This is a genomic window from Bradyrhizobium sp. IC3123, from assembly GCF_020193625.1.
Classification (GTDB): domain Bacteria; phylum Pseudomonadota; class Alphaproteobacteria; order Rhizobiales; family Xanthobacteraceae; genus Bradyrhizobium; species Bradyrhizobium yuanmingense.
In genome coordinates this window covers 57,912-81,706 of sequence record NZ_JADYVF010000022.1, presented here as the reverse complement: position 1 = coordinate 81,706, position 23,795 = coordinate 57,912, and the positions used below count along the sequence as shown (strand labels likewise).

Below are 23,795 nucleotides of genomic sequence, written 5' to 3'. Positions count from 1 at the left end.
AGAAACCGTCACGGAACGGGAGTGGTGTACGATGAACGATGGGATGATTGAACTCGTCGGACGAAGGCCTGTGACCTTCGGACGGCGAAAGGTGACGCCGCGCGCCTGCGTGGCCGACAGCAAGCGTCACTTGCGCGCGTTCCTCAGCGAGATCCTCGAGGATCTCGGCTTCGTCACCTGCGAATGTGCCAGCGCCGACGAGCTGAAGACGGTGCTCGCGAGCGAATTGCCGGACCTGATCCTGCTCGGCGTCGCCGCCGACGGCATCGAGCCGGGACGCTTCCTCGAAGTCCTGGTGCGCGAGGCATTCGCCGGCAAGGTTCTCGCCGTGGGCGCCCGCGATTCGATCATCGTCAAAGCCGTGCGGCAGGTCGGCGACGAATATGGCCTTGCCATGCTGCCGCCGCTGACCACGCCCTTTGCCGCGGAGACGCTGCGCGAGCGCGTTGCGATGCTGCTGCCGGATGAGCCGGCGCCGAGCCCGGCCGTGCATGTCGGCGAGGCCTTGCATGCCGGCTGGCTCGAGCTCTGGTACCAGCCCAAGATCGACGCGCGCACGCTGGTGCGCAACGGCGCCGAGGCATTGGTGCGGATGCGGCATCCGACCTGGGGCGTGGTGCCGCCGGCCTATTTCATCCCGGAGCCGCACGATCCGCATTTTCGCGAGCTGTCGGAGTTCGTGATCGATCGCGCCATGCAGGACTGGCACTATCTTCTGGAGCAACAAAGTCCGGTCGACCTGTCGATCAATCTTCCCGCCGCCTATCTCAGGGAGCCGCAGGCGGTGCGCGATCTCTGCCGCCGCGTGCCGACGCATCCGGCCTTCGGCGGACTGACGGTCGAGATCGACAGCGAGGAGGCGATCCGCGAGCTCGATCTCCTGGCCGAGGTCGCGCGCGAGGTCGGCCTGCACAATATCGGGCTGTCGATCGACAATCTCGGCGCCAACTGGCCGCAGCTGATGGACCTCGACAAGATTCCCTTCGTCAAGCTGAAGGCCGACCGGCAATTCGTCACCGGCAGCGGCGGCGATCGGTTGAAGCGCACAGTGTGCCGTCACATCGTCGAGCTGGCGCAGACCTTCGGCGCGCGCGCGGTAGCACAAGGGGTCGAGAGCCGCGCCGACCTCATCGCGGCGAGCGAGATCGGCTTCGATGTCGTGCAGGGCTTTCTGTTCGGCAAGCCGATGCCGCTGAAGAAGTTCGCGAAGGCCGCGCTGACGCGCACCGTGATGGGATGACCGCGTTCGCTACGCCGTTTCCTCGCGGAGATCTGCCGTTGACCGCATCGTGCCTAGCTCGCCCGGCGCGCCGCCTTCGTCAGCGGGATCGAGGTGGAGCGCGAAGCCGCGCGCTCCGGGAGACTCGAGCCCGGCGCGGAGCTGCATGCTCGGAATGACGTAATCGCCGCCATTCTGGCGCCGATAGGGAATCGGCAAAGTCGTCGCAAGCGTTCTCATCCGCTCGCGCAGGCGTTCGGCCGTCGCGCCGAAAGCGGCTTCATCGAACCTGTCGGCCTGATAGGCCACGAACGGCGGCAGGACGTCATAGCCGGGATAATAGAGAATGCCGTGATTGATCGGAAACAGCAGGTCGTCGATCGGCCCGTTGACCCCGCGAGCGGAATAATGGTCCTGCCAGCCGCCGGCAGTCACGATCAGCATCGCGCGTTTGCCCGCCAAGGTCCCTTCGCCGTAACGGTCGCCCCAGCGCTTGTCGCTGTGCTCGCCGACACCATAGCCGAAGCCGTAGGCGAACACGCGGTCGACCCAGCCCTTGAGAATCGCAGGCATGCTGAACCACCACAGCGGAAACTGCAGAATCAGAGCATCCGCCCACAGCAGCTTCTCGATCTCGCCCTTGACGTCGGCAGTCAGCGTGCCCGCCTCGAACGCCTGCTTGGATGCCGCGGCGACCGCGAGACGCGCATCGACCGGCAGCGACGGAAAGTCGCCGCGGTCGACCTCGGACTTCCAGCCTTCGGCATAGAGGTCGGAGACCCGCACCTCGTGCCCCTGCGCCTCGAGCTCTCTGACGGCGACATCCCGGAGCGAGCCGTTGAGCGAGCGCTGTTCAGGATGGGCATAGACGATCAACACTTTCATGTTCGGGCACCGTTGGATTGAGGATTGTGGCTCGGCAGATAGCGCGGTGGCCCGCGATCCGGTAGACGTAGCCGATGGATAAGATTGTGCCGGAAAATGGATAGGCCGGAGGTTACGCTCGAGCGCATGCGCAGCTTCGTGCGCGTTGCCGAGCGCGGAAGCCTGTCCGCGGTCGCGCGCGAGCTCGGGGTCGGCCAGTCCACGGTGACGCGGCACATTCGGGAGCTGGAGCAGGCGGTCGGGGTGCCGCTGCTCACCAGGACCACGCGCAGGGTCACCGTGACGGAAGAGGGCCGCCATTACTACGCCGACTGCGTGCACATCCTGCGTCTGGTCGAGCAGGCCGGTGATGAAGCGCGCTCGACGCGCGGCGCGCCGGCCGGAACGGTGCGGGTCTCCTGCACCGCGGCGTTCGGCGTGCTCCACGTCAGCCGCTTGATCTTCGCCTTCCAGGACGCTTATCCGGAGGTGTCGGTCGACCTCAGCCTGACCGACGAGCGGATCGACCTCGTCAGAGAGGGCGTCGACGTCGCGCTGCGTTTGGGGCCGCTCGCCGAAAGCACGATGAAGCTGAAGTCGCTCGGCCAGTCGCGGCGGCTTCTCGTGGCCGCACCCGATTATCTTGCCGCGCGTGGCCGGCCTGCGCGCCCGCAGGACCTCGCCAAGCACGAGGGCGTTCGGATGTCCAACATCGCCGGCAGCGATGTGCTCGTGCTGCAGGGGCGCCGCGGTGGGCGCCATGCGATACCCTTCACCGGGCGGCTGCGCCTGGATCACGGGCTTGCCGCGCGTGAGGCGCTCGCGGCCGGCCGCGGCATTGCGCCGGCGCATTTGTGGCTGGTCAGCGACCTGCTCGCGGACGGTAGGCTCGAACGCGTGCTGCCGGACTATTCACCGCCGCCCGTTCCGCTGAACATGCTGATCGTGCCGGAGCGGTCCGGCATTGCGCGCGTGCGCCTCCTGGTCGATTTCCTCGCCGGAGAGATCGCGCGACTACCCGGGATCGAAAGGCCCCAATCAGGGCTTTCTGTTCGGCAAGCCGATGCCGCTGAAGAAGTTCGCGAAGGCCGCGCTGACGCGAACGGTGATGGGGCAGCAGTGAGGCCTAGCGGCAGACCCAGACGCCGTTGACCAGCACGCGGACGCAGGCTGGCGCGACGACGGCGGCTCCTGCGGCTGCTGCACCGACGGCGGCGCCACCGACCACGGCACGACGCGTCGTTCGACGTGCGACGCCCGCAACACTCGCCGGCGTCGCCGGCCGGCCGACGCGGGCTTCCGCGCTCTGGATCGAGAATGAAAGCCCGTCCTCTGCCGACCACTGCACCGAGGTCAATGCTGCGCAGGCAACAACGGCGCCCGCCAACCACAATTTGGTTCCCTGTCGCATGACGTCCTCCTTCGCTTCTCATGCAGCAAAGGCAGACACTGCGCCGGGACGGGCGTTGATCTAGATCAAGGTTTGGCGGCCGCATGACAATGGCGCCAGATGTCGATCGCCCCGACCCCGCAGGAAGCGCATTGACGCGGACGGTGATGTGGCGGGTGTGAGGCGAGAGGCATCACGCATAGCGCCGCGCGAAGAAGACGCAGGCGACCACGATTGCCGTCGCGGCGATCATGCTGCCTGCGACCGGCTCGCCGAGCAGAAGGCCGGCGAGCGCCAGGCCAAAGAACGGCTGCAGCTGCTGGAGCTGGCCGACGCGGGCAATGCCGCCGATGGCGAGCCCGCGGTACCAGAAGATGAAGCCGACGAACATGCTGAAGACGGAGACGTAGGCGAGCCCGATCCAGGCGGGCACCTTGATGCCGCTCCAGCTCGGCGGCCACGTCAGCACCGCGAGCACCAGCATCAAGGGCAGCGCGAGCAGCAGCGCCCAGGAGATCACCTGCCAGCCGCCGAGGCGGCGCGACAGCGCAGCGCCCTCGGCATAGCCGAGGCCGCACAGCACGATCGCGGCGACCATCAGGAGATCGCCTTGAAGCGAGGCCGCGCCGTCAGCGGTGAGGGCAAAGCCGGCCACCGTGGCGCTGCCGAGACCCGCGAACAGCCAGAACGGCGGCCGCGGCCGCTCGCCGCCGCGCAGCACGCCGAAGATCGCGGTCGACAGCGGCAACAGGCCGATGAAGACGATGGAGCGCGCGGACGTGATGTGCTGGAGCGCGAGCGCCGTCAGCAGGGGAAAGCCGACCACGACGCCGATGGCGACGATGGTGAGCGAGGCGAGATCACGGCGCTGCGGCCGCGCCTGCCGGAGCACGGCGAGCACCGCCGCCCCGATCAGCGCCGCGATGACCGCGCGCGCCGACGTCAGGAACAGCGCCGAGAAGCCGCCGACCGCCACCCGCGTCGCCGGCAGCGAGCCGCTGAAGATGATGACGCCGAGAAGCCCGTTGCCCCAGCCGCTGGCGGAAGAGTGCATGTTGGTCTCGCTTGGGTAGGGGGCGGCTGACGTGGTGCCGTGGCGGTTGAACGCTTGGCGTTCAGCCATGGAACAACAAAGGTGCGAAAACAACCCCATGCACAGTAGACGGGGGTTGCAAGATCAATGGGTTAGGTGGGGGGCTGCATGAGGTGCGGGTCGGGCGGGGTTTCGGGAGCCAAAAAGTCGGGGAATCGTGATTCGACGCGCTTGTCCGGCGCGCTTTTACGAGCCGACGAAATTGGCGGCGAGCGGTCCCGCGCATTCCGAATGACGTCTCCTGTCATTTGCTTCGTCGGGCAAAACAGGAGCATAGTGGCATCATCGCAGGAGGTCGGACAGGCAGGGCTTTCGCCCGGGTCTCGTGAAGGCGTCTGCCGCCGGACGGTGTGCGTTTCGTGCACTGTCACCGCAACATCCAGCATCCGCTCAGGCGAATTGAGAATAGCGGGAAAGCTGAAAGAAGGATTCTGCCTCGTAGGACGGATCGGTGGCAAGGCGAGCAAGCCTTTGACCGATGGCGGGCGCGAACTTCGCACCATGGCCTGAACACGCGGAGCAGACGATCAGGCGGGACTCCGGCCAGCGATCAATGATGAATTCCTCGCCCGCGTCTAGCCGGCGGTCGGCGGGGGCGGTGTTGGTGTAGAGGCAGACGTCGCGATCGATGATGGGCCCGGCCGCACCCGGGACGAGGGCGGCCAACGCTTCGCCGACCGGGCGGAGTTCGGCATCGCTGGCGTGCGGACCCCAGTCGTCGGGGCCGACCACGGGCCCGTGGTTGTGAGGCGCAGCTTTGACGCCGCGCTTTTCGAAGTCCGGAAAGCCGTAGACCGTGTCGTTGGGACCTCGGTCCAGAATGAAGATCGGGAAACGACCGAGCGCCACGGTATCGGGGCTGCTAGGTGCAAACCAGCCGACCGCCTGTCGGGTCACGTTGAGCAGCGCGCCTAGCCGCGGGAGTGCGCGACCGAGCCATGGGCCCAGCGCCAGAATCGCGCGCTCGGCGAAGAACTCTTGCGTGGCCGTGCGGATCGACACGCCGTCGTGGTGCGGCGTGAAGCTCGCGTGTTCCGGAATCACGCGCGCGCCAGCGCGTGCGCGCATCAGTTTCATGACGACCTCGGTCCGCAGGATCGCGCCACCGTCCTGCACGACGACGTCCCAGTCGCCGGGCAGGCTGAAAGCCGGAAATTCCTTGTTCGCTTGAGCCGCGGTCAACATCGGATCCGCGCGCCCTTTCGCGATCGCGGCCGCGCGCGAGGACGCCACCATGGCAGAGCCGGGGCGGCCGGCCTCCAGAACAGGGGTTTCCGTCAGAATTGTTTGACCGCTTTCGCTCTGCAGCCGGATCCAGCCGGCATGAGCCTCGTCGCTCAGGCTGGTGTAGTTGGGGTTTTCGAAATTGAAGCGACGGAAAATGCGACATGAACCATGTGACGAGCCCCGATCCGAACCTGCTGCGACAGGGTCGAAGCCGAGCGCATCGACGCCGGCATCCAGCAATGCGCCCAGCGCTGCTCCGCCCATGAGCCCCAGACCCAGCACGGCGACTTCGCATTTCCGCATGTAGACCTCGCGAGCGATGCTACGACGCGCTGATCATCGTGATGATTTCGCGGGTTGACAAGGTCTACGAGAGGGCGACTACGGCACGACGGCCTGCTCGCGGCAACCGCGTTGATGCACAATCTGACGCTGGTGACGCGCAATGATCGCGGTGTTGCGGGACTGGGGCGAGCGTGATGAATCCGTTTGGGGACGCTGGAGATTAGGATTGATCTTGGTCTCAGCTTACTACGAATGACGTCGCACGGCCTTTGACCCGACCGGGCAAAACAAGAGCATAGTTTCATTGTTGCAGGAGGTCTGATTGGCGGGCCTTCGCCCACCTCTCGAACGCAACGGAATTGCGCGGTCGGCGCGGGTACGGCTTTTGTTTGACCCGGCGTCGCCACTGGACACGAGTTTAGTGCACTGTCACCGTAACTATCGTCGGCACGAACGCTAAGCGAACTAGTCGCGCTGTGCCATTTTAGCAACCTTCAACCGCTGTGGCGAAGCGAGAACCTAACGAAGGAGGGAGCCTAGTGTCCGTCCTCAACACGCCCCCGCACCTGTCTTGATTTCGATCTATCTTGGCAAGAAGTATCTTCGCTGTCCCTCGTACTCGCCAGCCCGTGCTAGACCCGTAGCAACCAGCGTTTCCAAGACCTCCGCGATGCGCTGCCGACGCTTGGCCGTATTCTTTCCCTCCAATCCGCTGGCTATAGCATCTGGCAGAATGGGCGCTGGAGCCTTAAAGAGAAAGTCTCGCACGAACCTGAGCTGTTCCAGACCGTCCGGCGGCCATTTCGGTCGCTCGGCCGCGTCTGGCAGTTCGATGTCCAGCATTCCGACGGGTTCGCTCTCCTGTTTGGATGCCTTCACGCCCAGCTTTGCTATCTGATACTCCGGTCTTAACCACCGAACCAACCCACGTTTCTCTTCAGACGCTCGCTCTTGATTGAGCGCTACAAGCCGGGTCAGAAGTTCTTCCTCTGCCCTCTCTTGCTCTGGCGATTTGTGAAGCGAGGGCAGCGTTGCACCGGGCCGACCGACCAGCAGCGGGATTAGGTCTTCCCAGCCGTAGGAGGTCAGCACCGCTCGGTCGATATCGTCATGAATTTCTTTCAGAACCGAAATTAGGCCAGCCTGGTGCATGTCACGCTCTGCATCAGTGAGCGGAGGCACGGCGCAGCCGTTTTCCAGTTCACGCAATCGTTCCAGCGCGTTGTAGAGATCCGTCATCGTCAAGAAAGAATGCTCAGCTAGTCGCTGCTTGCGAAAGCTATCTAGCCGCTCGCCAAGACCCCTTAGCCGCTCCTGTTGGGCAAACAGCGGATTGGCCGATGAAAGTGCCGGATCAACCGCGAGCGGAAATGGGAATGGATCAAAGGTCCTCGACTTTGAGTATCGAGGATCGTTACCCACCCCGAGCCACCCGCCCGTGGCGATAGCCCAGGCCACATTCAGCCGCGACGACAAAACAGCCAAGTGCTCCGCCGTGTCGAGACTGACGCAAACAAGCATATTGTCGGGCCTGATGCTGGCATCAAGAAATTGAAATGTCCTGTGACGGGTCGTCTCGACGGTCACGATGTATCGCGGCAACCGACGATGAAGGACGGCAGGCTGCACCGACTTTTCATCACTAGCGCTAAAATTGCGCCGAAGAGGCGCGGCAAGACACAGGGACGCTGAAGGCCACTACGCGAGTCGCTCGCAAGCGTGAGAGGTGAGCGATCGCCGCGGAAATCGATCAGTCCTAAAAGTCACCCTGCCCTAATACAGCGGCTCCTCATACACCGCCTCACCCTCAAGCAGCAGCCGCTTGATCGCGGCGCGGCCTGAGGGCAGCACAGCGGCGACGATGCGCAGCTTTTGCTGGTTGCGGGCATCCTCGAGCTTCTTGCCCTCGCCTTCGGGCACGAAATAGCTTTCCAGGCCATATTTGATCGGCAGCTTGTCGCAGAACCTTCGCCGGTCGTCGCCGCAGGAGCCGCCGTAATTGCCGACGCGGCCGCGGATCAGCACTTCGGGCGCGGTGACCTTGACCGGCTCGGCATGCACCGAGACCGCCTGATAGACGCCGCCCGCAGCGGGCGCGAGCTTGACAAACACGATGGGATGGCGCGCGTCGGCTACCTTGCCGGCGAGCGCGCCGGCCGGCAGTTGCGAGATGTCGTAATTGAGCACGACATAGTCGCCGCGCAGGAGATCGCGGGGATCGACGGGCTGGGTCTGCAGGGTCACTTCGACGCCGTTACGCAGGATCTGCATGCGGTCGGCCACCATCAGGACCAGCAGTGCGCATTGCAGCAGGATGGCGATGCCGAACAGCACGGCTTTCGGGATGCGCTGCCAGAACGCGGCCAGGGGTGCGATCATCTCGTTCATCGCGCGGCCCTCGGCAGCATGCGGCCCAGCGCGGTGGCAAAGGCGACGGCCGCGACGCCCGCCACTGCCAGGAAGGCCGAGCGGCGCAGCAGCGATCCCTTCACCGCCCAGGTGATGCCGGCGATGACCCCGGCCATCCCGAGCCAGCCCGCGACGATGCGGGGACGCACGTCATCGAGCATGCCGGAGACGACGAGACACAGCATGGCCGCAAGCAGCGCGGCATAGGCGAGCCAGGATTCGCCGGCCATGGATGCCGGCCAGACCGGCGCCGCGAGCAGGACTAGGGCGATCGCAGCTGCTGCAAGCAGTTCTCCCGCGCGCCTGGTGATGGCAGCCGAGGCCAGCGCGAGGATCACGCCGGCATTTCCGCACGCGATCGCCCAGAGCGGCTGGCCCGCGATGGACCCTTCGCGGAAGCGGACGAGATCGTCGACCGTCGTCACCTCCAGGAACGCGGCGGCGGCCAATGAAAATGCGCCGTAGATCGACAGGACAGTGCCGAGCCGGAGCGCGCGCGGCGACGGCGCGGCGGCGATCGCGAGCCCGGCGCCGAACAGCAGCGCCGCACCGCTCGCGAGCACGAAGGACGGCTGGGTGCCCTCGAATTCGAAGCGGAGCGAGGTCGCGATCCACCATGGCAGCAGCGCCAGCGCGACGAGATGAGCCGCGACGCGCGAATTCCAGGCGAAGGCGAGTGCGGCGGCGATGAGCCAGACCAAGACGTAAGGAAGATGCAGCACGTCGGACGCGTCGGTGATCCGCATGCAGGTCCAGATCGAGGCGGCGACGAGACCGACCGCGAGCGCACCGCGCGAGCCGGTCAGCAGGGCCGCGGCAAATGCGCCGATCGACCACAGCAGCATGCCGCCGGCAAAATCCTCGCCGAGATGATACATCTGCCCGACCAGCGCGATGCCTGCGCCGAAGATGATCGCACCGACGCTGGCACAGAGATCGGCGAGAATTGTGCGCTCCCGCGCGTCGAACCAGGCGCCGAGACCGCCGGCAACAGTCATGCCCGCGATCAGGATCCCAAACCGCGCCAGGCGCGCGATTTCGGTCCAGTGCGCGGCGACGAAGGCGAGGAACGCGGCGGCAATCAGCAGGCCGCCGACGATGGCGACGACCGCAGCGATGTTGATGCCGGGGGGAAGCGGCGGCAGCGCGATGCGGATGGCGGCGGCGGCCTGCGGCGCGATCACGCCGTCGGCCTCCCATCGCGCAAGATCGGCTTCGAGGCGCTGCCGGTAGGATTTGTCGAACATCGTCCTGGGATCACCTGGCGCCCGCCGGATGGCGGGACCTTGCTAGGTCGGATCGTGCGGGCGATGGGTTCAAGCTCCTGCTCGCGGTGGGGCTTTCGCATATGGCTCTTGGCGCGAGCTGAGCGCGCGCCTCGTCCTTCGAGACGGCGCTTACGCGCCTCCTCAGGCTGAGGCTCAGCGGCATCGGAGCCCGCTGAAACCAGTGCCACGCACGCGGTCCTCATCCTGAGGGCCCGCCAACGGCGGGCGTCTCGAAGGATGGCCACAAGCGATATCACTCTTATGTGCGGCCTATTGCGCCGGCAAAGGAATGCGCCGCAGGACGTCGTCATAGGGTGCGAGGTCGAGATAGGCTGTGACCTCCGCCGCCTTGCCGTCCTGCATGAGCAGGATCCACGCGTAAGAGTTCGCATAAGGCTTGCCGTCACGCGCCACGCCGCTGCCTTCCCAATGCGCGATGACGTGGTCACCATCAGCGAAGACCCTCACGGCTGTGGGGCGAACCGGGGTCGACAACCGGCTGGCGAACGGGCGGACCGCGCGATCAATGAAGACATCGCGCCCTCTGAACTCGCCGGCGCTCGGGCCGGATCCCCTGATGCGCCAGACCACGTTGTCGTGCAGCAGGTCATTGAAGAAGGTGGTGCCTCCCGCCGCCCATCGATCGAACGCATCGGTGACGATCCGCTTGTTGTCGTCCTGCACGGACTTGGCCTGTCCGCAGGGTGCTGCCGTCGTCAGGGTGGATGCCGTGACGATGACCGCGTAGACGCAGGACGCAAGCGCGCGATTGAGCATGGTTGCCATTGGTGTCTCCCTTTCTGGTGCAAGATGTCGTCTGCCCCGAAGTGATGCACGCAGGTCGGTCGCGTTGTTGCTCGACCTACCCGCGCCGCGCGACGCTGGCGCCGCCGAAGATGAGCTGCTCCACCATCGGGCGGCGCAGGAAGCGGCCGGGAAAGATGGGATCGGGCGCGGTCGCCTGGTCGAGGCGCGCCATCTGCTCGGGCGACAGCGAGATCCCGACCGCGCCAAAATTGTCTTCCGCCTGCTCCAGCGTGCGGGCCCCGATCACCGGCGCGGTGACCGCGGGATTGGACAGCGTCCAGGCAATCGCCACCTGCGAGGACGTCGCGCCGAGCTCCCAGGCGACGGATCGCACCGTCTCGGCCGCGTCCAGCGAGCGCTCGTTGAGAAGGCCGGATGACGCGATGATCGAGGCGCGTGTCGTTCCGACGGCGCGGTCCTGGGAATCCCTGAGATCGGCGCGGGTGTACTTGCCGGTGAGCACGCCGCCGCCGAGCGGCGACCAGGGCAGCACGCCGAGCCCAAGGCTAGCGGCGAGCGGAATGAGCTCGTGCTCGACGGTGCGCTCGACCAGATTATATTCGATCTGCAGGGCAACGAAGGGCGACCAGCCGCGCAGATCTGCGATCGTCTGCAGCTGCGCAATGCGCCAGGCCGGCGTGTTGCAGATGCCGACATACAAAACCTTTCCGCTGCGCACGAGGTCGTCGAGGCCGCGCATCACCTCATCGGGCTGCGTCGTCGCATCCCAGGCGTGCAGGTAGAGCAGGTCGATGCGATCGGTCTCGAGCTGCCGCAGGCTCTGCTCCACGGAACGAACCATGTTGAGCCGGTGGTTGCCGCCCGAATTGGGGTTGCCGGGATCGCGCGCCATGGTGAATTTGGTTGCGAGCACGAGGCGATCGCGCTTGCCGCGGGCAAACTCGCCGACCATGCGCTCGGACGCGCCGTTGGTGTAGTTCACCGCGGTGTCGATGAAATTGCCGCCGCGGTCGACGTAGAGATCGAAGATCCGCCGAGCCTCGCCGGCATCGGCGCCCCATCCCCACTCGGTCCCGAAGGTCATCGTGCCCAGTGCGAGCGGCGATACGCGCAGGCCGGAGCGGCCAAGCAGGCGGTATTGATCGAGCGACGTCATCAGAGCCTCCTTCGTGTGGCTCCGAGATAGTCCACGGCGAGAGGTGGGAGAAGTTGGCCAATGATGACTGGGGTGGTAAGCCTAACTAACCAATGACCACCGACCTTAACCTTGTCGCCGTCTTCATCGCGGTCGCGGACGCCAAGAGCTTCCGTGGCGCCGCCGAGCGGTTAGGGGTGACCCGATCCGCCGTGAGCCAGGCGATCCGACGCATGGAAGACCAGCTGGGCGTGGCGCTCGTCCAGCGAACGACGCGCAGCGTCAGTCTCACCGAGGCTGGCCTGCGCTTGCACGAGCGCGTGGCCCCGGCGGTCGCCGAAGTCGAACGGGCGATCAACGGCGCCCGCGACCGTGACGCGCAGCCGACGGGGCAGCTGCGTCTCGCCGTCTCGTCCATCGCCGAGCGATTCATTCGCGGTCCGTTGCTGGCCGAGTTCACGCACGCCAATCCCGGCGTGCAGGTCGACGTCACGGTGACCGATGCGGAATTCGACATCGTGGCCGAGGGCTTTGATGCCGGCGTCCGGCTCGGCGAGGTGATCGAGCAGGACATGATCGCCGTGCCTGTTTCGGGCGATCAGCGCCAGCTGGTCGTGGCAGCTCCCGCCTATCTGGAGCGGTTCGGCGCGCCCTCGCACCCGCGCGAGCTCTCACAGCATTGCTGCATAGGGTGGCGGCCGGCGCCGCACGTTGCGCCCTACCGCTGGGAATTTGCGGAAGGGGGGCGCGAGTTCGACGTCGCGGTGGAGCCGAGGATCACGACGAACGACATGTGGGTCATGGTGCGGACCGCCTGCGCGGGCGGCGGCCTGACATTCGGCATGGAAGAGACGTTCAAGCCGTATATCGAGCGCGGAGAATTGGTGCCCCTGCTGGAGGAATTCTGCCCGTTCTTCCCCGGCTTCTTCCTCTACTTTCCGGATCGGCGGAATCTTCCGCCGAAGCTGCGCGCGCTGGTCGATCACGTGCGTTATCGGGGAAGCGGAAAACGCTAAAGCGGAATGGCTTTAGATCGAATCGGTCCGCTCTAGTTTGCCTTGATGCCGGCCTCGCTGATCAGCTTGCCCCATTTCGCGCTTTCGTCCTGAATGAAGCGGCCGAACTGCTCGGGCGAGGTCGGCGCAGGCTCCGCGCCGAGGGTGCGGATCTTCTCCGCCACGGCAGGGTCCTTCAGCGCCTTGGCGAAGGCCTCGTTCAGTCGGGCGATGACATCCGCAGGCGTGCCGGCAGGAGCAACGAGCCCGAACCAGCCGACGGATTCGAAACCGGCAAGGCCGCTCTCGGCCAGCGTCGGCACATCGGGCAGGGACGCAAGGCGGCGCGCGGAGGACACGCCGATCGCGTTGAGCTTGCCTTCGAGGATCAATTGTCGCGATGCCGGAATATCCAGCACCGCGAACGGGACATGGCCTGCGAGAACATCGACCGCCGCCGGCGCCGTCCCGCGATACGGCACCAGCTCCATCGCGATCCCGCTTCTCTGCGTGAACAGCGCGGCGGTCAAGTGCATCGCCGTCGAGTTGCCGCCATGCCCGATCGAGAGCCCACCCGGCTTCGCCTTGGCGAGCGCGATGGTCTCCGCAGGTGTACGCGCCGGGATATTCGCGGACGCGACCAGCACAAAGGGAATTTCCGCGAGCAGGGTGATGGGCGCGAGATCCTTCAGCGCGAACGGCATCGAGGCATTGAGGTGCGGATTCACGGTCAACGCACCCGCCGGCGCCACGCCGAGCGTATAACCGTCGGGCTTGGCCTGCGCGACCGCGGCCATGCCGATGTTGCCGCCGGCGCCGGCGCGGTTCTCGATCACCAGGCCCTGCTTGAGCTCGGCGGTGACCAGCGGCTCGAGCGCGCGGATGACCGTGTCGGCGCTGCCGCCGGGCGGGAAGGTCACGATGATCTTGATCAATTGCTCGGGATAGGCGGCTCGGGCCGCCGCCACCGGCAACAGTGCGAAAGCGGCGGCCGTCAGCGCGGCCAGGATGCGGCGTCTTGCAACGTGAAACACGGTCTCCTCCATGTATTCTGTTTTTGAAACTCGGCTTGGCGAGCTACGTCGCCAGGCCGTCCGCTCGATGTCGTCCTACGCCGCAGCGCCAGTGATACGGGCCAGCAGGCCCTGCGCGTTCTCCGGCGCCGACTGCCCGCGCCAGGCGATGTGCTGGTCGGGCCGCGCCAGCACGAGCTTCTCGGCATAGGCGCCGTTCGCCTCCTCCGGCGCGACGTCGACCAGCGCGAGCGGCACGCCGCGCGCCTTTGCGGCGTCCTGCAGCCGCGTCACATCGATTGCCGGATCGAACCGCAGCAATGTGTAGCCGGGGCCGAAGGCGTCGTAGAGCGAGCGTCCGTCGCGCAAGAACAAATGCGGCGCGCGGGCGCCCGGCACGGTGGATGGCGTGAAGCTGCCCATCGCGTAAGGCGGCGGCGTCTCGCCGTCATAGGCGATGATCGGCGAGGCGTCGTAATAGTAGCCAAAGTTGAGGCCGGCGCAGCAATATTGCTGCACGTTGAGATCGTAGGCCGCTTTCGCCAGCGCCGCGCGCGCCGCCTGGCCGCGCGGCGTGTCGTCCTCGATCTCGGCGGACACGCCGCCGCGCTGCGCCATCATCTTCATCGCATGGTCCATCGCAAAGCGCGACACCTGCTCGGTGATGGGCTGGCGCTCCGCCTCATAGGCATCGAGGATCGCAGCCGGCGCCCAGCCGTTCAGATGCGCCGCCAATTGCCAGCAGAGATCGACGGCATCCGCGATGCCCGCATTCATGCCGTAGCCGGCATAGGGCATCCACAGATGCGCGGCGTCGCCGCAGATGAAGACCCTGCGGTCGCGGAAGCGGTCGGCCACGAGGCGCCGTCCGACCCAATCCTCCTTGCTGAGCACGCGGTATTCGAAGCGCTCGTCGACGCCGAGGATGGCACGGATGGCCCAGTCGCGATCGACCGAGTCGAACTCGGGCTCGTCCGGCTTCAGATGATTGTGGATCAGCCAGCGGTCGTGACCGTCAATGGCAACAACAGTGCCGGAGCGGCGCGGATTGAGCGAGAGCACCATCCAGGCCGGCTTGTGCGCCCCCATCAGCTCTTTAAGTTGCGGCGCTTCGATGAAGGTCGACTGCACGCGCTGGATCACCGGCGTGCCGGACAGGCTGGCACCGATTGATTTCCGAACCAGGGATCGGCTGCCGTCGCAGCCGATCACGAAGCTGGCTTCGATGCGGAGCGAATGTCCGCTGTCGAGATCGCGCGCCAGCGCGACGACATGGTCGTCGTGCTGCTCGATGTCGGTGATTTCCGTGCGCGCCAGGATCTTGATGCGTGATTGCGCCGCGGCATGGCTGAACAGGATCGGCTCGAGATAGACCTGGTTGATCCGGTGCGGCGGCTCGGGCGTCGGCCACCAGGTGTCGGGGCCACCGGTCGCGCTATAGCGGCGCGCACGGGAGGGAATGTCGATGCGGCAAAGCTCGATCCCGGTCGCCGTGGTCCGATAGGAGCAATCGTTGGGAAAGTCCGCAGGGAGCCCCGCATCGCGCAAGCGGCCGGCGACGCCGAGCCGTCGAAAAATCTCCATCGAGCGCGCCGACACGTGATTGCACTTGACGCTGGGCGGATCGCCGGCGTGGCGGATTTCCGCGACGACGACGTCGATCCCGCGCGAAGCGAGATCCATCGCCGCGGTCAATCCGACCGGCCCGGCGCCCACCACCAGCACCTGCGCTCTCATGCTCGCTCCAATCCTTGCCGCGGATTCTTTCCGTCCGCACAGCATGCATTTTATTGCAGGTCCGTTTATGCGATAAGTCGGAAAGAACTCATCAATTCATGAGATTTCTCTATGAATGTCACATTGCGCCAGCTGCGGATCTTCACCGGCGTGTATCGGACGCGCAGCATCACGCGGGCCGCCCGCGAGCTCGGCATCACGCAATCGGCGGCGAGCCTGTTGATCCAGCAGCTCGAGGCCCAGCTCGGCGTCAAGCTGTTCGACCGCTCCACGCGCTCGGTGCAGCCGACGCTGGCCGCCGACGAGGCGTTCGCCGCCGCCGAGCGCATGCTGAGCGATGCGCAAGGCCTGTCGCGCCGCATGCGTGACCTCGCGCAGGCCCGCGCAGGCCGGGTCGTGTTTCTCGCCTCCGCCGGCACGGCATCGGCGCTGCTGCCCATGGTGCTGGCGAAATTCCGCACTGGTCATCCCGACATCGAGATCGACATGCGCGATGTCGCCGCCGACGATCTCGTGCTACGGCTGAGCACGACCGACGCCGAGTTCGCGATCGGCAGCGTGGAGGGCGAATTCGCGGACATGACGATCGAGACGCTGACGAGCGGCCGCCTGAGCGCGATCGGCCGTCGCACCGCGGACTTCGCCGCGCGTCGGTCCCTAACCTGGGACGAGCTGGTGCAACTGCCGACGATTGCGATGCGCAGCGAGACACGCATCCGCATGCAGATCGATCAGGCCCTGAGCGCGCAGGGCAAGCGCCTCGATCCGACCTATGAAGTGACCCTGATCAACACCGCGCTCGCCATGACGGCGCAGGGCCTCGGCCTCGCCATCCTTCCCGCGACGATGCTGCCGGCCGACCAGTTCCCGACACTGATCGCAAGACCGCTGGTGCGCCCCGCCCTCACCCGCCCCGTGTCGCTGCTGCAGCGCCAAGGCCGGACGCTGTCGCCCGCGGCGCAGGCGTTTGTGGCGACGGCGCGGATGGTGCTGGCGGGGCGAACGGCACCGGCATCAGGCTGATTTTGCGGAGCTATTGAGAGGGGGGTCGCTGAGCTGGCGGAGAGGGAGGGATTCGAACCCCCGATAGGCTTGCACCTATGCCGCATTTCGAGTGCGGTGCATTCAACCACTCTGCCACCTCTCCTGAAGGCGCCATATTAGGAGCTGGGCCCCTGTGGTTGGGGGCGTTAATAGGCGAGGATGGCGGGCCAGACAAGGCGCGAAAGAGCAAAATCCGCTGCCTCTTTTGCCCCCGCGCGGCCGCCTCTGGAAGGAACTGCCATGGAGCATCTCACGATCTCGGCCAATGGCGCCGATTTCCACCTGGTCCGCGCCGGACAGGGAAAACCGCTGCTTTTGCTGCATGGTTGGCCCGAATTCTGGCTGACCTGGGAGCCGGTGATATCGAGGCTTTCGGACCGGTTCACGCTTGTCGCGCCTGACCTCCGCGGCTTCGGCGACAGCGACAAGCCAGGTGGACCTTACGGACCGGACGGCCATGCCGCCGATATGCTGGCGCTGATGGACCGGCTCGGCATCGACCGATTCGGCGTCGTCGGCCACGATGTCGGCGGCGCTGTCATGCAGCCGCTGGCCCGGCAGGCGCCCGAGCGGATGGCGGGCCTCTTCTTCTTCGATTTCGTCTATCCCGGGATCGGGCCGCGCATGGCCGCGCCCGAAAGGCTCAACCACATCTGGTACCAGTCCTTTCACCAGATGGAGATGGCGCCACAGCTCATCGGTGCGAGCCGGGAGAGCTGCCGGCTCTACATCAGCCATTTCCTCAAAGGCTGGGCGCACCGGACAAATGCCTTCGACGACGTGCTGGACGCCTTCACGGACAATTTCCTGAAAGCCGGCAACCTCGCCGGCGGCTTTGCGCATTACCGCGCCTCGCATGCCGGGCGCGTGGCGATGATGAAGGGCGAAGCGCCGCCACTTCCGCCGATCGCGGTGCCGACCTGCGTGCGCTGGGCCGAGCACGATCCGCTGTTTCCCTTTGGCTGGACCGACCGGCTGTCCGAGACCTTCAGCGATCTCGACCTCGAGATGTTTCCCGGCGTCGGCTACTTCCCGCATCGGGAAAATCCGGATCGCGCGACAAGCGAGATCGCCGCGTTCTTTGCGCGTATCGGCTGGAGCTGAGGAGAAAAACGGGGTGGGACCGCCAGACGCGGTAAACACTGGCGGTCCCGTGCCGCTTATTGAAATACTGGCCGTGAAGGGCGGCTTCGCCGGCCGAGTGGAAGCGACGATTCGACCCTAGCGTGCGACGGGCGGTCCGCAACGCAATCCGGTCCTTAACCTAACCGGTCAAGGTTACTCCTTGTCCGCTTTACCTTTTTTCTTCCCGTTCTCCGTGGAATCCCGGTCCTTGCCGTTGCCTTCCTTGCGGCGATTGGTGAAGCGCGCATTGCCAAGTCCGGTGCCGATGGTGAGCACGCCCCAGCGGTCAACGTCCTGCATGAACGGTACTTCCGAGAGCCCCTGCACCACGCCGTCATTGTGCATCAGGATCGCGGTGTCGTGCTCGCCAATAGCGGGGATGCCCTCGATCAGGCTCGCCGGCAGGTTGAACTTGCTGCTCTCCCAATTGCCCGGCAGATTCTGCGCGCCCTTCTCGATCGAGCCGTCCGGGTTGATCACACCGGGACAGGCGATGCCGATGAACGGCGCGAGCTTGTAGCCTTCGGCCTCGGCCTCCGTGATCAGCCCTTTCAGCATCTTGGTCAGCCGCTTCACCGCGCCTTCGCGCGTCGGCTCGTCGTCGGCGTGACGCCACAGCTCCGCATGCACCACCTTGGCCTTGGACAGATCCTTGGCTTTCTTCCAGCCGGTTTCCACCACGCCGCAGCGGATGTTGGTGCCGCCGATGTCGACGGCGAGAATGCTGTCATGAGCCTCGAAGATCCAGGACGGCGCCAGGTGCAGCGCGCCGATCAGGCCGGCCTCGTCAGGATGATGGCGGATCGGCTGCAGGTCGATCTTGAAGCCCTCGGATTTCAGGATGATCTCGGCGCGGGCGATCACGAGCTCGCCGAGCCTTGAATCGCGAAAGCCGCCGCCGACGACGATGCGCTCGGTCTTGGCCCAGGCCTTGGTCTTGAGGAATCGGCGCGTGACATAAGCGAGCTCCTGGGAGAAATCCTCGATCGCGCTGTGCACCACGGCCGAGGCCTCGGTGTCGTCGCCGATCAGGATGGCGTCCAGCGTCTTCTTGTTGATCTCCTCGGTCGGCACCTTCCCGAACGGGTCCTCCCCCGTCTTGCGCAGCGGCTTGCGCCAGCGCTCGAGCACCTCCCGGAACGCGCCCTTGCTGGCGCGGTCGCCGAGAAAGCCGTCCTCGTCCTTGATCTCGATGTTGAAGCTGTCGACATCGACCGATGGCAGCCGTTCGGCGCCATGCTGGGCAATGCCCGTTGTTTTGACCAATTCGTCTGTTGCCATGAGAGCCCTTGCCCCGCTTTCCTGTTCCGGCCGGGACAACTGCGGGGGAACCCGTTTGTTGCAAAGCCCACCCGAGATTCGGCTGCGCGCTTTCAGCGCGGCCAAAGCCTTCAAATCCGGGCGGTTTTCGCCCAGTTTTCCTTGACTTGCGGCTGTTGGCCGCTATAAGTCCCACAGCCGGCGCGGGGCGTTTCTCGCGCCGCTTGTTTTTGCTTGGGTTTTCAAAGGGATAACTCCCGCCCACGCAGACTCGCATAAACCATAGCGACTGACAAAAAGCCGACCCGGACGCTCCGCGTCCCGAGGCCGGGATTGAACACGGAGAAAGAACGATGTTCGCAGTCATCAAAACCGGCGGCAAGCAATACCGCGTCGTGCCGGATGATGTTCTCGAAGTAGGCAAGATCGAAGGCGAAGTCGGCTCGATCGTGCAGCTGAATGAAGTGCTCGTGGTCGGCGGCGACACGCCGGTGCTGGGCGTCCCGACGGTCGCAGGCGCGTCCGTCGCGGTCGAGGTGCTCGACCACAAGCGCGGACCGAAGGTCATCGCGTTCAAGAAGCGCCGCCGCAAGAACTCGCGCCGCAAGCGCGGCTATCGCGACGAGATCACGGTTCTGCGCATCAGCGAGATTCTGACGGACGGCGCCAAGCCCACCAAGGGCCCGCGTCCGAAGAAGGAAAAGGTGACGAAGGAGCCGGCAGCGGAAGCCGCCGAGTAACGCAAAACCGATCACGCCAATTCACGAATTGATGCGTGCGACGTTTTGAAATGATTCCGTCAAGGAATTGACCTAGAACTACGCAGGATTTCGGAGACGAGCCATGGCTCACAAAAAAGCAGGCGGTTCATCGCGCAACGGTCGCGATTCCAAGGGCAAGCGCCTCGGTATCAAGGCGTTCGGCGGCGAGATCGTCACGCCCGGCAACATCATTGCGCGTCAGCGCGGCACGACCTGGCACCCCGGCCTCAATGTCGGCATGGGTACGGACCACACTCTGTTCGCCAAGATCGAGGGCCGCGTTGCGTTCCAAGCCAAAGCCAACGGCCGCACCTTCGTATCGGTGCTCCCGCTTGCCGAGGCTGCTGAATAGACGGTGGACAAAAACGGAGTCCGCCGGTCCCGACTGAACCGGCGGAGTCCTAGAGATCGCAAGAGATCGAAGGCTCCAAGGGGAGGCGGGAAACCGGCCTCCCCTTTTCTTTGCTCACTTTGTTCTTTGCACTTTGACTTAGTGACTTTCACGGAGCCGGACATGTTGCAGGATTTCTCGAGCGTGACCTTGGCCGAGGCGAGACCAAGCGTCGTCGCCACCGAGCGGCTGACCTTGCGGCGGCCGACGCTGGCCGACGTCAGGACCATCGCCCGGCTCGCCAACGACCGCCGTGTCGCCGAGAACACGCGCCGCCTGCCGCATCCCTATTCGCAGGACGACGCCGCCGAATTCATCCGCGCCACCGCCGAGCTCGGAGCTGAGACCGTGTTCCTGATCGAGCACGACAGCGGGCCGGTCGGCATGGTCGGCATCGATTGCTCCAAGCCCGGCAATGCCGAGCTCGGCTACTGGCTCGGCGTCGAGCATTGGGGCCGGGGCTTTGCCACCGAGGCCGCGCGCGGCGCGATCGATTTCTTCTTCGAGGAGTTCGAGGACGAGCATCTCTACGCCGGCGCGCGCGTCACCAATCCGGCCTCGCGCAAGGTGCTGGAGAAGTGCGGCTTCCAGTGGAGCGGCGTGCAGCTGCACCGCTTCCTGGCGCTCGGCTCCTCGACCCCCGTCGACTGCTTCCGCCTGTCGCGCGGCGTGTGGGCCTCGCTGAAGAGCTGGAGCAGTGCGAGGAGGGTGCGGTAGGCGAAGGCGCCGCACTCGCAATTGTCATCCCGGGGCGCGCGTAGCGCGAGCCCGGGATCCATAATCCCGGAGCGCAGTGCGGGGCAAAGCGCCCACTCCCGGTCGTCGTTCAACTGCTCCCTGTGGGTATGGATCCCGGGCTCGCGCTTTGCGCGCCCCGGGATGACGTTGTGAGCGTGGCTACGCCGGCGGATTGACCTCGTCGCTCTCACGTCCCAAATCCCGCTCCCGAAGATAGATGTAGAACCCGGCGCCGATGATGATTGCGGCGCCGACGAGTGTTGCGATGGACGGGACGTCGCCGAACACGACGAAGCCGAAGATCACCGCCCAGACGATCATCGAATATTGATAGGGCACCACGACGCTGGCCGGCGCGAGCTTGAGCGAACGGTTGACGCAGAACAGCGCAGTTACCGAAACGCATCCGGCGAGCGCGAAGATCACGAGGCTGCCGGGCGTCGGCGGCACCCAGTTGAACGCCGACAGCACCGCGCCCAGCGAAAACGTGCCGACGAATTGCGAGGACGCCATCACGATGTCGGGCGTCTTGCGCAGGCTGCGCGTGATCAGCATCAGGGTTGCAAAGGAGAGGCTGCCGCCGAGCGCGATCAGCGCCGGCAGGCTGACGGTCTGCGCCGACGGCCGCAGCGCGACCAAGACGCCGCAGAAGCCGATCAGGATCGCGGTCCAGCGCCGCCAGCCGACCTTCTCGCCCAGAAAGATCGCCGACATCGCGGTGACGAAGATCGGGCCGGCGAGATAATAGGTGATGACGTCGGCGAGCGGCAGATAGACGGTTGCGAGAAAGAAGGCCGCGACTTCCAGCGTCGACAGCACGACGCGAACCAGCTGCAGGCCCGGCCGCTCCAGATGCAGAAACTGGTGACGCTGCTTCCAGATCAGCGGCGACAGCAGGAGCAGTGCCGCGCAGGCGCGCAGGAATAGCAGCTGCCCCACCGAATAGGTCCCGACCAGGAACTTGCCCATGGCGTCGCCGAACGAGAACATGAAGATCGACAGCACCATGAGCCCGATGCCGGCCAGGCGCGCGGAGCGATCGTCATAGGCGGAGAGATTCTTGAACAGGGGCATGACAACACGCGTTCGGGGGCTCGTCATTGCGAGGAGCCCGCGACAAAATTGCGAAGCAATTTTCCGCTGGTGCGACGAAGCAATCCAGACTGCTTTCGCAGCGGCAGTCTGGATTGCTTCGCTGCGCTCGCAATGACGGGGAGAGAGCGTCAGGAATCGGCTGGTAGAGTCGCTTGCCGTCGTTTTAATGACGTGAGCACCAGGGACAAGCCCACTTCCGCCGAATTGAACGCATTGTCGCACTTCGCGTGGCGCGATACGGATCGCAATCCGAATCCGTGACGATGGTGCAGCGCATGACCGACTTCGATCCCACCCGGCATCGCATGATCCCGACGCAACGCTGGTTTGAGGATTTCGTCGTCGGCGAACGCTTCGTGCTGCCGAGCCGCACCCAAACCTCGGCATTGTTCGCCGCATTCCAGACCGCGAGCGGCGACACCCACCCCGTGCATTACGACGTGGAATATTGCCGCGCCCGCGGCATGCCGCACCTGCTCGCCCACGGCTTCCAGACCCTGATCCACACCGCGCCCGGCGCCGGCCTGTTTCCGTTCATGGTCGAGGACTCCCTGGTCGGCTTCCTCGAGCAGTCGAGCCGGTTCCTCAAGCCGGTGTTCGCCGACGACACCATCTATCCCGCGCTCGAAGTCACCGAGCTGGTGCCGGGGCGCACCACCGGCGTGGTGACGCTGCGCAGCACCGTGTTCAACCAGCGCAAGGAGCTGGTGCTGGACGGCCTGCAGAAATTCCTGATCCGGCGGCGACCGACCGGTTAAGCAAGGGCAGCAGTCGGCGGAATTTCAGCCGGTTTGCGGGTCAATCCGGGTTGCCGCAGGGGGCCGGCTGGCCTACCTATGGCCCATGAAATTCCTTGACGAAGCAAAGGTCTATATCCGCTCCGGTGACGGCGGGAACGGCTGCGTGGCGTTCCGCCGCGAGAAGTTCATCGAATTCGGCGGTCCCTCCGGCGGCAATGGCGGCCGCGGCGGCAATGTCATCATCGAGGTCGCCGACGACCTCAACACGCTGATCGACTACCGCTACCAGCAGCATTTCAAGGCGCAGAAGGGCGAGAACGGTTCGGGCTCGGACCGCCACGGCGCCAACGGCAAGAACATCGTGCTGAAGGTGCCGGTCGGCACGCAGATCTTCGACGAGGATCGCGAGACCTTGATCCACGACTTCACCAAGGTCGGCGAAAAGTTCGTGCTGGCCGAAGGCGGCAATGGCGGGTTCGGCAATGCGCATTTCAAGTCCTCGACCAACCGCGCGCCGCGCAACGCCAATCCCGGCCAGCCCGGCGAGGAGCGCTGGATCTGGCTGCGGCTGAAGCTGATCGCGGACGCCGGCCTCGTCGGCATGCCCAATGCGGGCAAGTCAACGTTCCTCTCCAAGGTCAGCGCGGCAAAGCCGAAGATCGCCGATTATCCCTTCACCACGCTGCATCCCCAGCTCGGCGTCGTGAATGCCGACGGCCGCGAATTCGTGCTGGCCGACATTCCCGGCCTGATCGAGGGCGCGCATGAAGGCACCGGCCTCGGCGACCGCTTCCTCGGCCATGTCGAGCGCTGCCGCGTGCTGCTGCACCTGATCGACGCCACCTGCGAGCATGCCGGCAAGGCCTACAAGACCGTGCGCAAGGAGCTCGACGCCTATGGCGGGCAGCTCACCGACAAGATCGAGATCGTCGCGCTGAACAAGATCGATGCGGTCGAGCCGGACGAGCTGAAGAAGCAGAAGGACCGCCTGAAGCGCGCCGCCAAGAAGACGCCGCTGCTGCTGTCGGGCGCCACCGGCCAGGGCGTCAAGGAGGCGTTGCGCGCGCTGGCCGATGTGATCGGCGAAAGCCCGGTCTCCGCCAAGGCCAAGAGCGCGGCCGAAGCGGAGCCGTGGTCGGCTTAAACTCTCTCCCCAACGTCGTCCCCGCGAAGGCGGGGACCCATACCGCGTGATCTATCTGTTGCGAAGGGTCGAAGTACCGAACGACGAGTCTTCG

Annotated in this window: 22 protein-coding genes, 1 tRNA gene and 1 pseudogene; 10 read left to right on the top strand and 14 right to left on the bottom strand. The window is 65.5% G+C overall.

What is annotated here, in order from left to right; genetic code table 11:
- The first annotated feature begins 31 nt into the window (after positions 1 to 31).
- A complete protein-coding gene (locus I6F20_RS35745; RefSeq protein WP_225130814.1) occupies positions 32 to 1,240 on the top strand; it encodes an EAL domain-containing response regulator in 1,209 nt (402 codons plus the stop codon).
- Positions 1,241 to 1,249: 9 nt separating this feature from the next.
- Here the strand turns inward: I6F20_RS35745 and I6F20_RS35740 are convergent, their stop codons facing one another.
- Entirely contained in the window at positions 1,250 to 2,104 is an 855-nt protein-coding gene (locus I6F20_RS35740) for an NAD(P)H-dependent oxidoreductase (RefSeq protein ID WP_225130813.1), read from the bottom strand.
- 96 nt (positions 2,105 to 2,200) lie between these two features.
- Between I6F20_RS35740 and I6F20_RS35735 the strand changes: the two are divergent.
- Positions 2,201 to 3,127, top strand: a pseudogene (locus I6F20_RS35735) (LysR family transcriptional regulator); the annotation flags it as partial.
- Between the two features lie 82 nt (positions 3,128 to 3,209).
- Here I6F20_RS35735 and I6F20_RS35730 read toward each other — a convergent pair.
- The 8 genes from I6F20_RS35730 to I6F20_RS35695 all read right to left on the bottom strand — a co-directional run bounded on the left by I6F20_RS35730 (position 3,210) and on the right by I6F20_RS35695 (position 11,679).
- Complete coding sequence (locus I6F20_RS35730) at positions 3,210 to 3,494, bottom strand: hypothetical protein (RefSeq protein WP_225130809.1); 285 nt, start codon at positions 3,492 to 3,494, stop codon at positions 3,210 to 3,212.
- A gap of 172 nt (positions 3,495 to 3,666) precedes the next feature.
- The gene (locus I6F20_RS35725) at positions 3,667 to 4,527 is read right to left on the bottom strand and encodes a DMT family transporter (protein WP_225130822.1); all 861 of its coding nucleotides are present in this window, start codon (positions 4,525 to 4,527) and stop codon (positions 3,667 to 3,669) included.
- A gap of 429 nt (positions 4,528 to 4,956) precedes the next feature.
- Positions 4,957 to 6,096: an FAD-dependent oxidoreductase gene (locus I6F20_RS35720; protein WP_225130807.1), complete on the bottom strand. Its 1,140-nt coding sequence runs from the start codon at positions 6,094 to 6,096 to the stop codon at positions 4,957 to 4,959.
- A 564-nt stretch (positions 6,097 to 6,660) separates the two neighbouring features.
- Complete coding sequence (locus I6F20_RS35715; protein ID WP_225130806.1) at positions 6,661 to 7,665, bottom strand: hypothetical protein; 1,005 nt, start codon at positions 7,663 to 7,665, stop codon at positions 6,661 to 6,663.
- A gap of 186 nt (positions 7,666 to 7,851) precedes the next feature.
- Positions 7,852 to 8,466: a GDYXXLXY domain-containing protein gene (locus I6F20_RS35710; RefSeq protein WP_225130804.1), complete on the bottom strand. Its 615-nt coding sequence runs from the start codon at positions 8,464 to 8,466 to the stop codon at positions 7,852 to 7,854.
- Complete coding sequence (locus tag I6F20_RS35705; protein WP_225130802.1) at positions 8,463 to 9,734, bottom strand: DUF2157 domain-containing protein; 1,272 nt, start codon at positions 9,732 to 9,734, stop codon at positions 8,463 to 8,465. Before I6F20_RS35705 ends, I6F20_RS35710 begins: the two co-directional genes overlap by 4 nt.
- Before the next feature lie 291 nt (positions 9,735 to 10,025).
- Positions 10,026 to 10,541: a nuclear transport factor 2 family protein gene (locus tag I6F20_RS35700; RefSeq protein ID WP_225130800.1), complete on the bottom strand. Its 516-nt coding sequence runs from the start codon at positions 10,539 to 10,541 to the stop codon at positions 10,026 to 10,028.
- A 76-nt stretch (positions 10,542 to 10,617) separates the two neighbouring features.
- On the bottom strand, positions 10,618 to 11,679 hold the full coding sequence (locus tag I6F20_RS35695) for an aldo/keto reductase (protein ID WP_225130789.1): 1,062 nt from the start codon (positions 11,677 to 11,679) through the stop codon (positions 10,618 to 10,620).
- A gap of 92 nt (positions 11,680 to 11,771) precedes the next feature.
- Between I6F20_RS35695 and I6F20_RS35690 the strand changes: the two genes are divergently transcribed.
- On the top strand, positions 11,772 to 12,674 hold the full coding sequence (locus I6F20_RS35690) for a LysR family transcriptional regulator (RefSeq protein WP_225115122.1): 903 nt from the start codon (positions 11,772 to 11,774) through the stop codon (positions 12,672 to 12,674).
- 32 nt (positions 12,675 to 12,706) lie between these two features.
- On the opposite strand, the gene I6F20_RS35685 is transcribed toward I6F20_RS35690, so the two are convergent.
- Both I6F20_RS35685 and I6F20_RS35680 read right to left on the bottom strand, forming a co-directional pair.
- The gene (locus I6F20_RS35685; protein ID WP_225115123.1) at positions 12,707 to 13,687 is read right to left on the bottom strand and encodes a Bug family tripartite tricarboxylate transporter substrate binding protein; all 981 of its coding nucleotides are present in this window, start codon (positions 13,685 to 13,687) and stop codon (positions 12,707 to 12,709) included.
- Positions 13,688 to 13,762: 75 nt separating this feature from the next.
- Positions 13,763 to 15,403, bottom strand: coding sequence for an FAD-dependent oxidoreductase (locus I6F20_RS35680; RefSeq protein WP_225130788.1), 1,641 nt, complete (start codon positions 15,401 to 15,403; stop codon positions 13,763 to 13,765).
- Between the two features lie 111 nt (positions 15,404 to 15,514).
- Here I6F20_RS35680 and I6F20_RS35675 point away from each other — a divergent pair, with 111 nt between their 5' ends.
- Entirely contained in the window at positions 15,515 to 16,426 is a 912-nt protein-coding gene (locus I6F20_RS35675) for a LysR family transcriptional regulator (protein ID WP_225130786.1), read from the top strand.
- A 34-nt stretch (positions 16,427 to 16,460) separates the two neighbouring features.
- Here the strand turns inward: I6F20_RS35675 and I6F20_RS35670 are convergent.
- Positions 16,461 to 16,550, bottom strand: a tRNA-Ser gene (locus tag I6F20_RS35670).
- A gap of 137 nt (positions 16,551 to 16,687) precedes the next feature.
- Here I6F20_RS35670 and I6F20_RS35665 point away from each other — a divergent pair.
- Positions 16,688 to 17,551, top strand: coding sequence for an alpha/beta fold hydrolase (locus I6F20_RS35665; RefSeq protein ID WP_225130784.1), 864 nt, complete (start codon positions 16,688 to 16,690; stop codon positions 17,549 to 17,551).
- 174 nt (positions 17,552 to 17,725) lie between these two features.
- Here the strand turns inward: I6F20_RS35665 and I6F20_RS35660 are convergent, their stop codons facing one another.
- A complete protein-coding gene (locus tag I6F20_RS35660; RefSeq protein ID WP_036008710.1) occupies positions 17,726 to 18,853 on the bottom strand; it encodes an ROK family protein in 1,128 nt (375 codons plus the stop codon).
- A 332-nt stretch (positions 18,854 to 19,185) separates the two neighbouring features.
- On the opposite strand from I6F20_RS35660, the gene rplU reads away from it, so the two are divergent.
- From rplU to I6F20_RS35645, 3 genes are all read left to right on the top strand, one after another.
- Positions 19,186 to 19,572 carry a 50S ribosomal protein L21 gene (gene rplU, locus I6F20_RS35655; protein ID WP_036008712.1) on the top strand — a complete coding sequence of 129 codons (387 nt, stop codon included), beginning with the start codon at positions 19,186 to 19,188 and terminating at the stop codon, positions 19,570 to 19,572.
- A gap of 103 nt (positions 19,573 to 19,675) precedes the next feature.
- The gene (gene rpmA, locus I6F20_RS35650; protein WP_025032812.1) at positions 19,676 to 19,945 is read left to right on the top strand and encodes a 50S ribosomal protein L27; all 270 of its coding nucleotides are present in this window, start codon (positions 19,676 to 19,678) and stop codon (positions 19,943 to 19,945) included.
- Positions 19,946 to 20,107: 162 nt separating this feature from the next.
- Complete coding sequence (locus I6F20_RS35645; protein WP_225130783.1) at positions 20,108 to 20,701, top strand: GNAT family N-acetyltransferase; 594 nt, start codon at positions 20,108 to 20,110, stop codon at positions 20,699 to 20,701.
- 180 nt (positions 20,702 to 20,881) lie between these two features.
- On the opposite strand, the gene I6F20_RS35640 is transcribed toward I6F20_RS35645, so the two are convergent.
- A complete protein-coding gene (locus tag I6F20_RS35640) occupies positions 20,882 to 21,796 on the bottom strand; it encodes a DMT family transporter (protein WP_057026543.1) in 915 nt (304 codons plus the stop codon).
- 296 nt (positions 21,797 to 22,092) lie between these two features.
- On the opposite strand from I6F20_RS35640, the gene I6F20_RS35635 reads away from it, so the two are divergent.
- Both I6F20_RS35635 and obgE read left to right on the top strand, forming a co-directional pair.
- Entirely contained in the window at positions 22,093 to 22,575 is a 483-nt protein-coding gene (locus I6F20_RS35635) for a MaoC family dehydratase (protein WP_225130781.1), read from the top strand.
- A gap of 85 nt (positions 22,576 to 22,660) precedes the next feature.
- Complete coding sequence (obgE, locus tag I6F20_RS35630; protein WP_225130778.1) at positions 22,661 to 23,701, top strand: GTPase ObgE; 1,041 nt, start codon at positions 22,661 to 22,663, stop codon at positions 23,699 to 23,701.
- Positions 23,702 to 23,795: the final 94 nt, after the last annotated feature.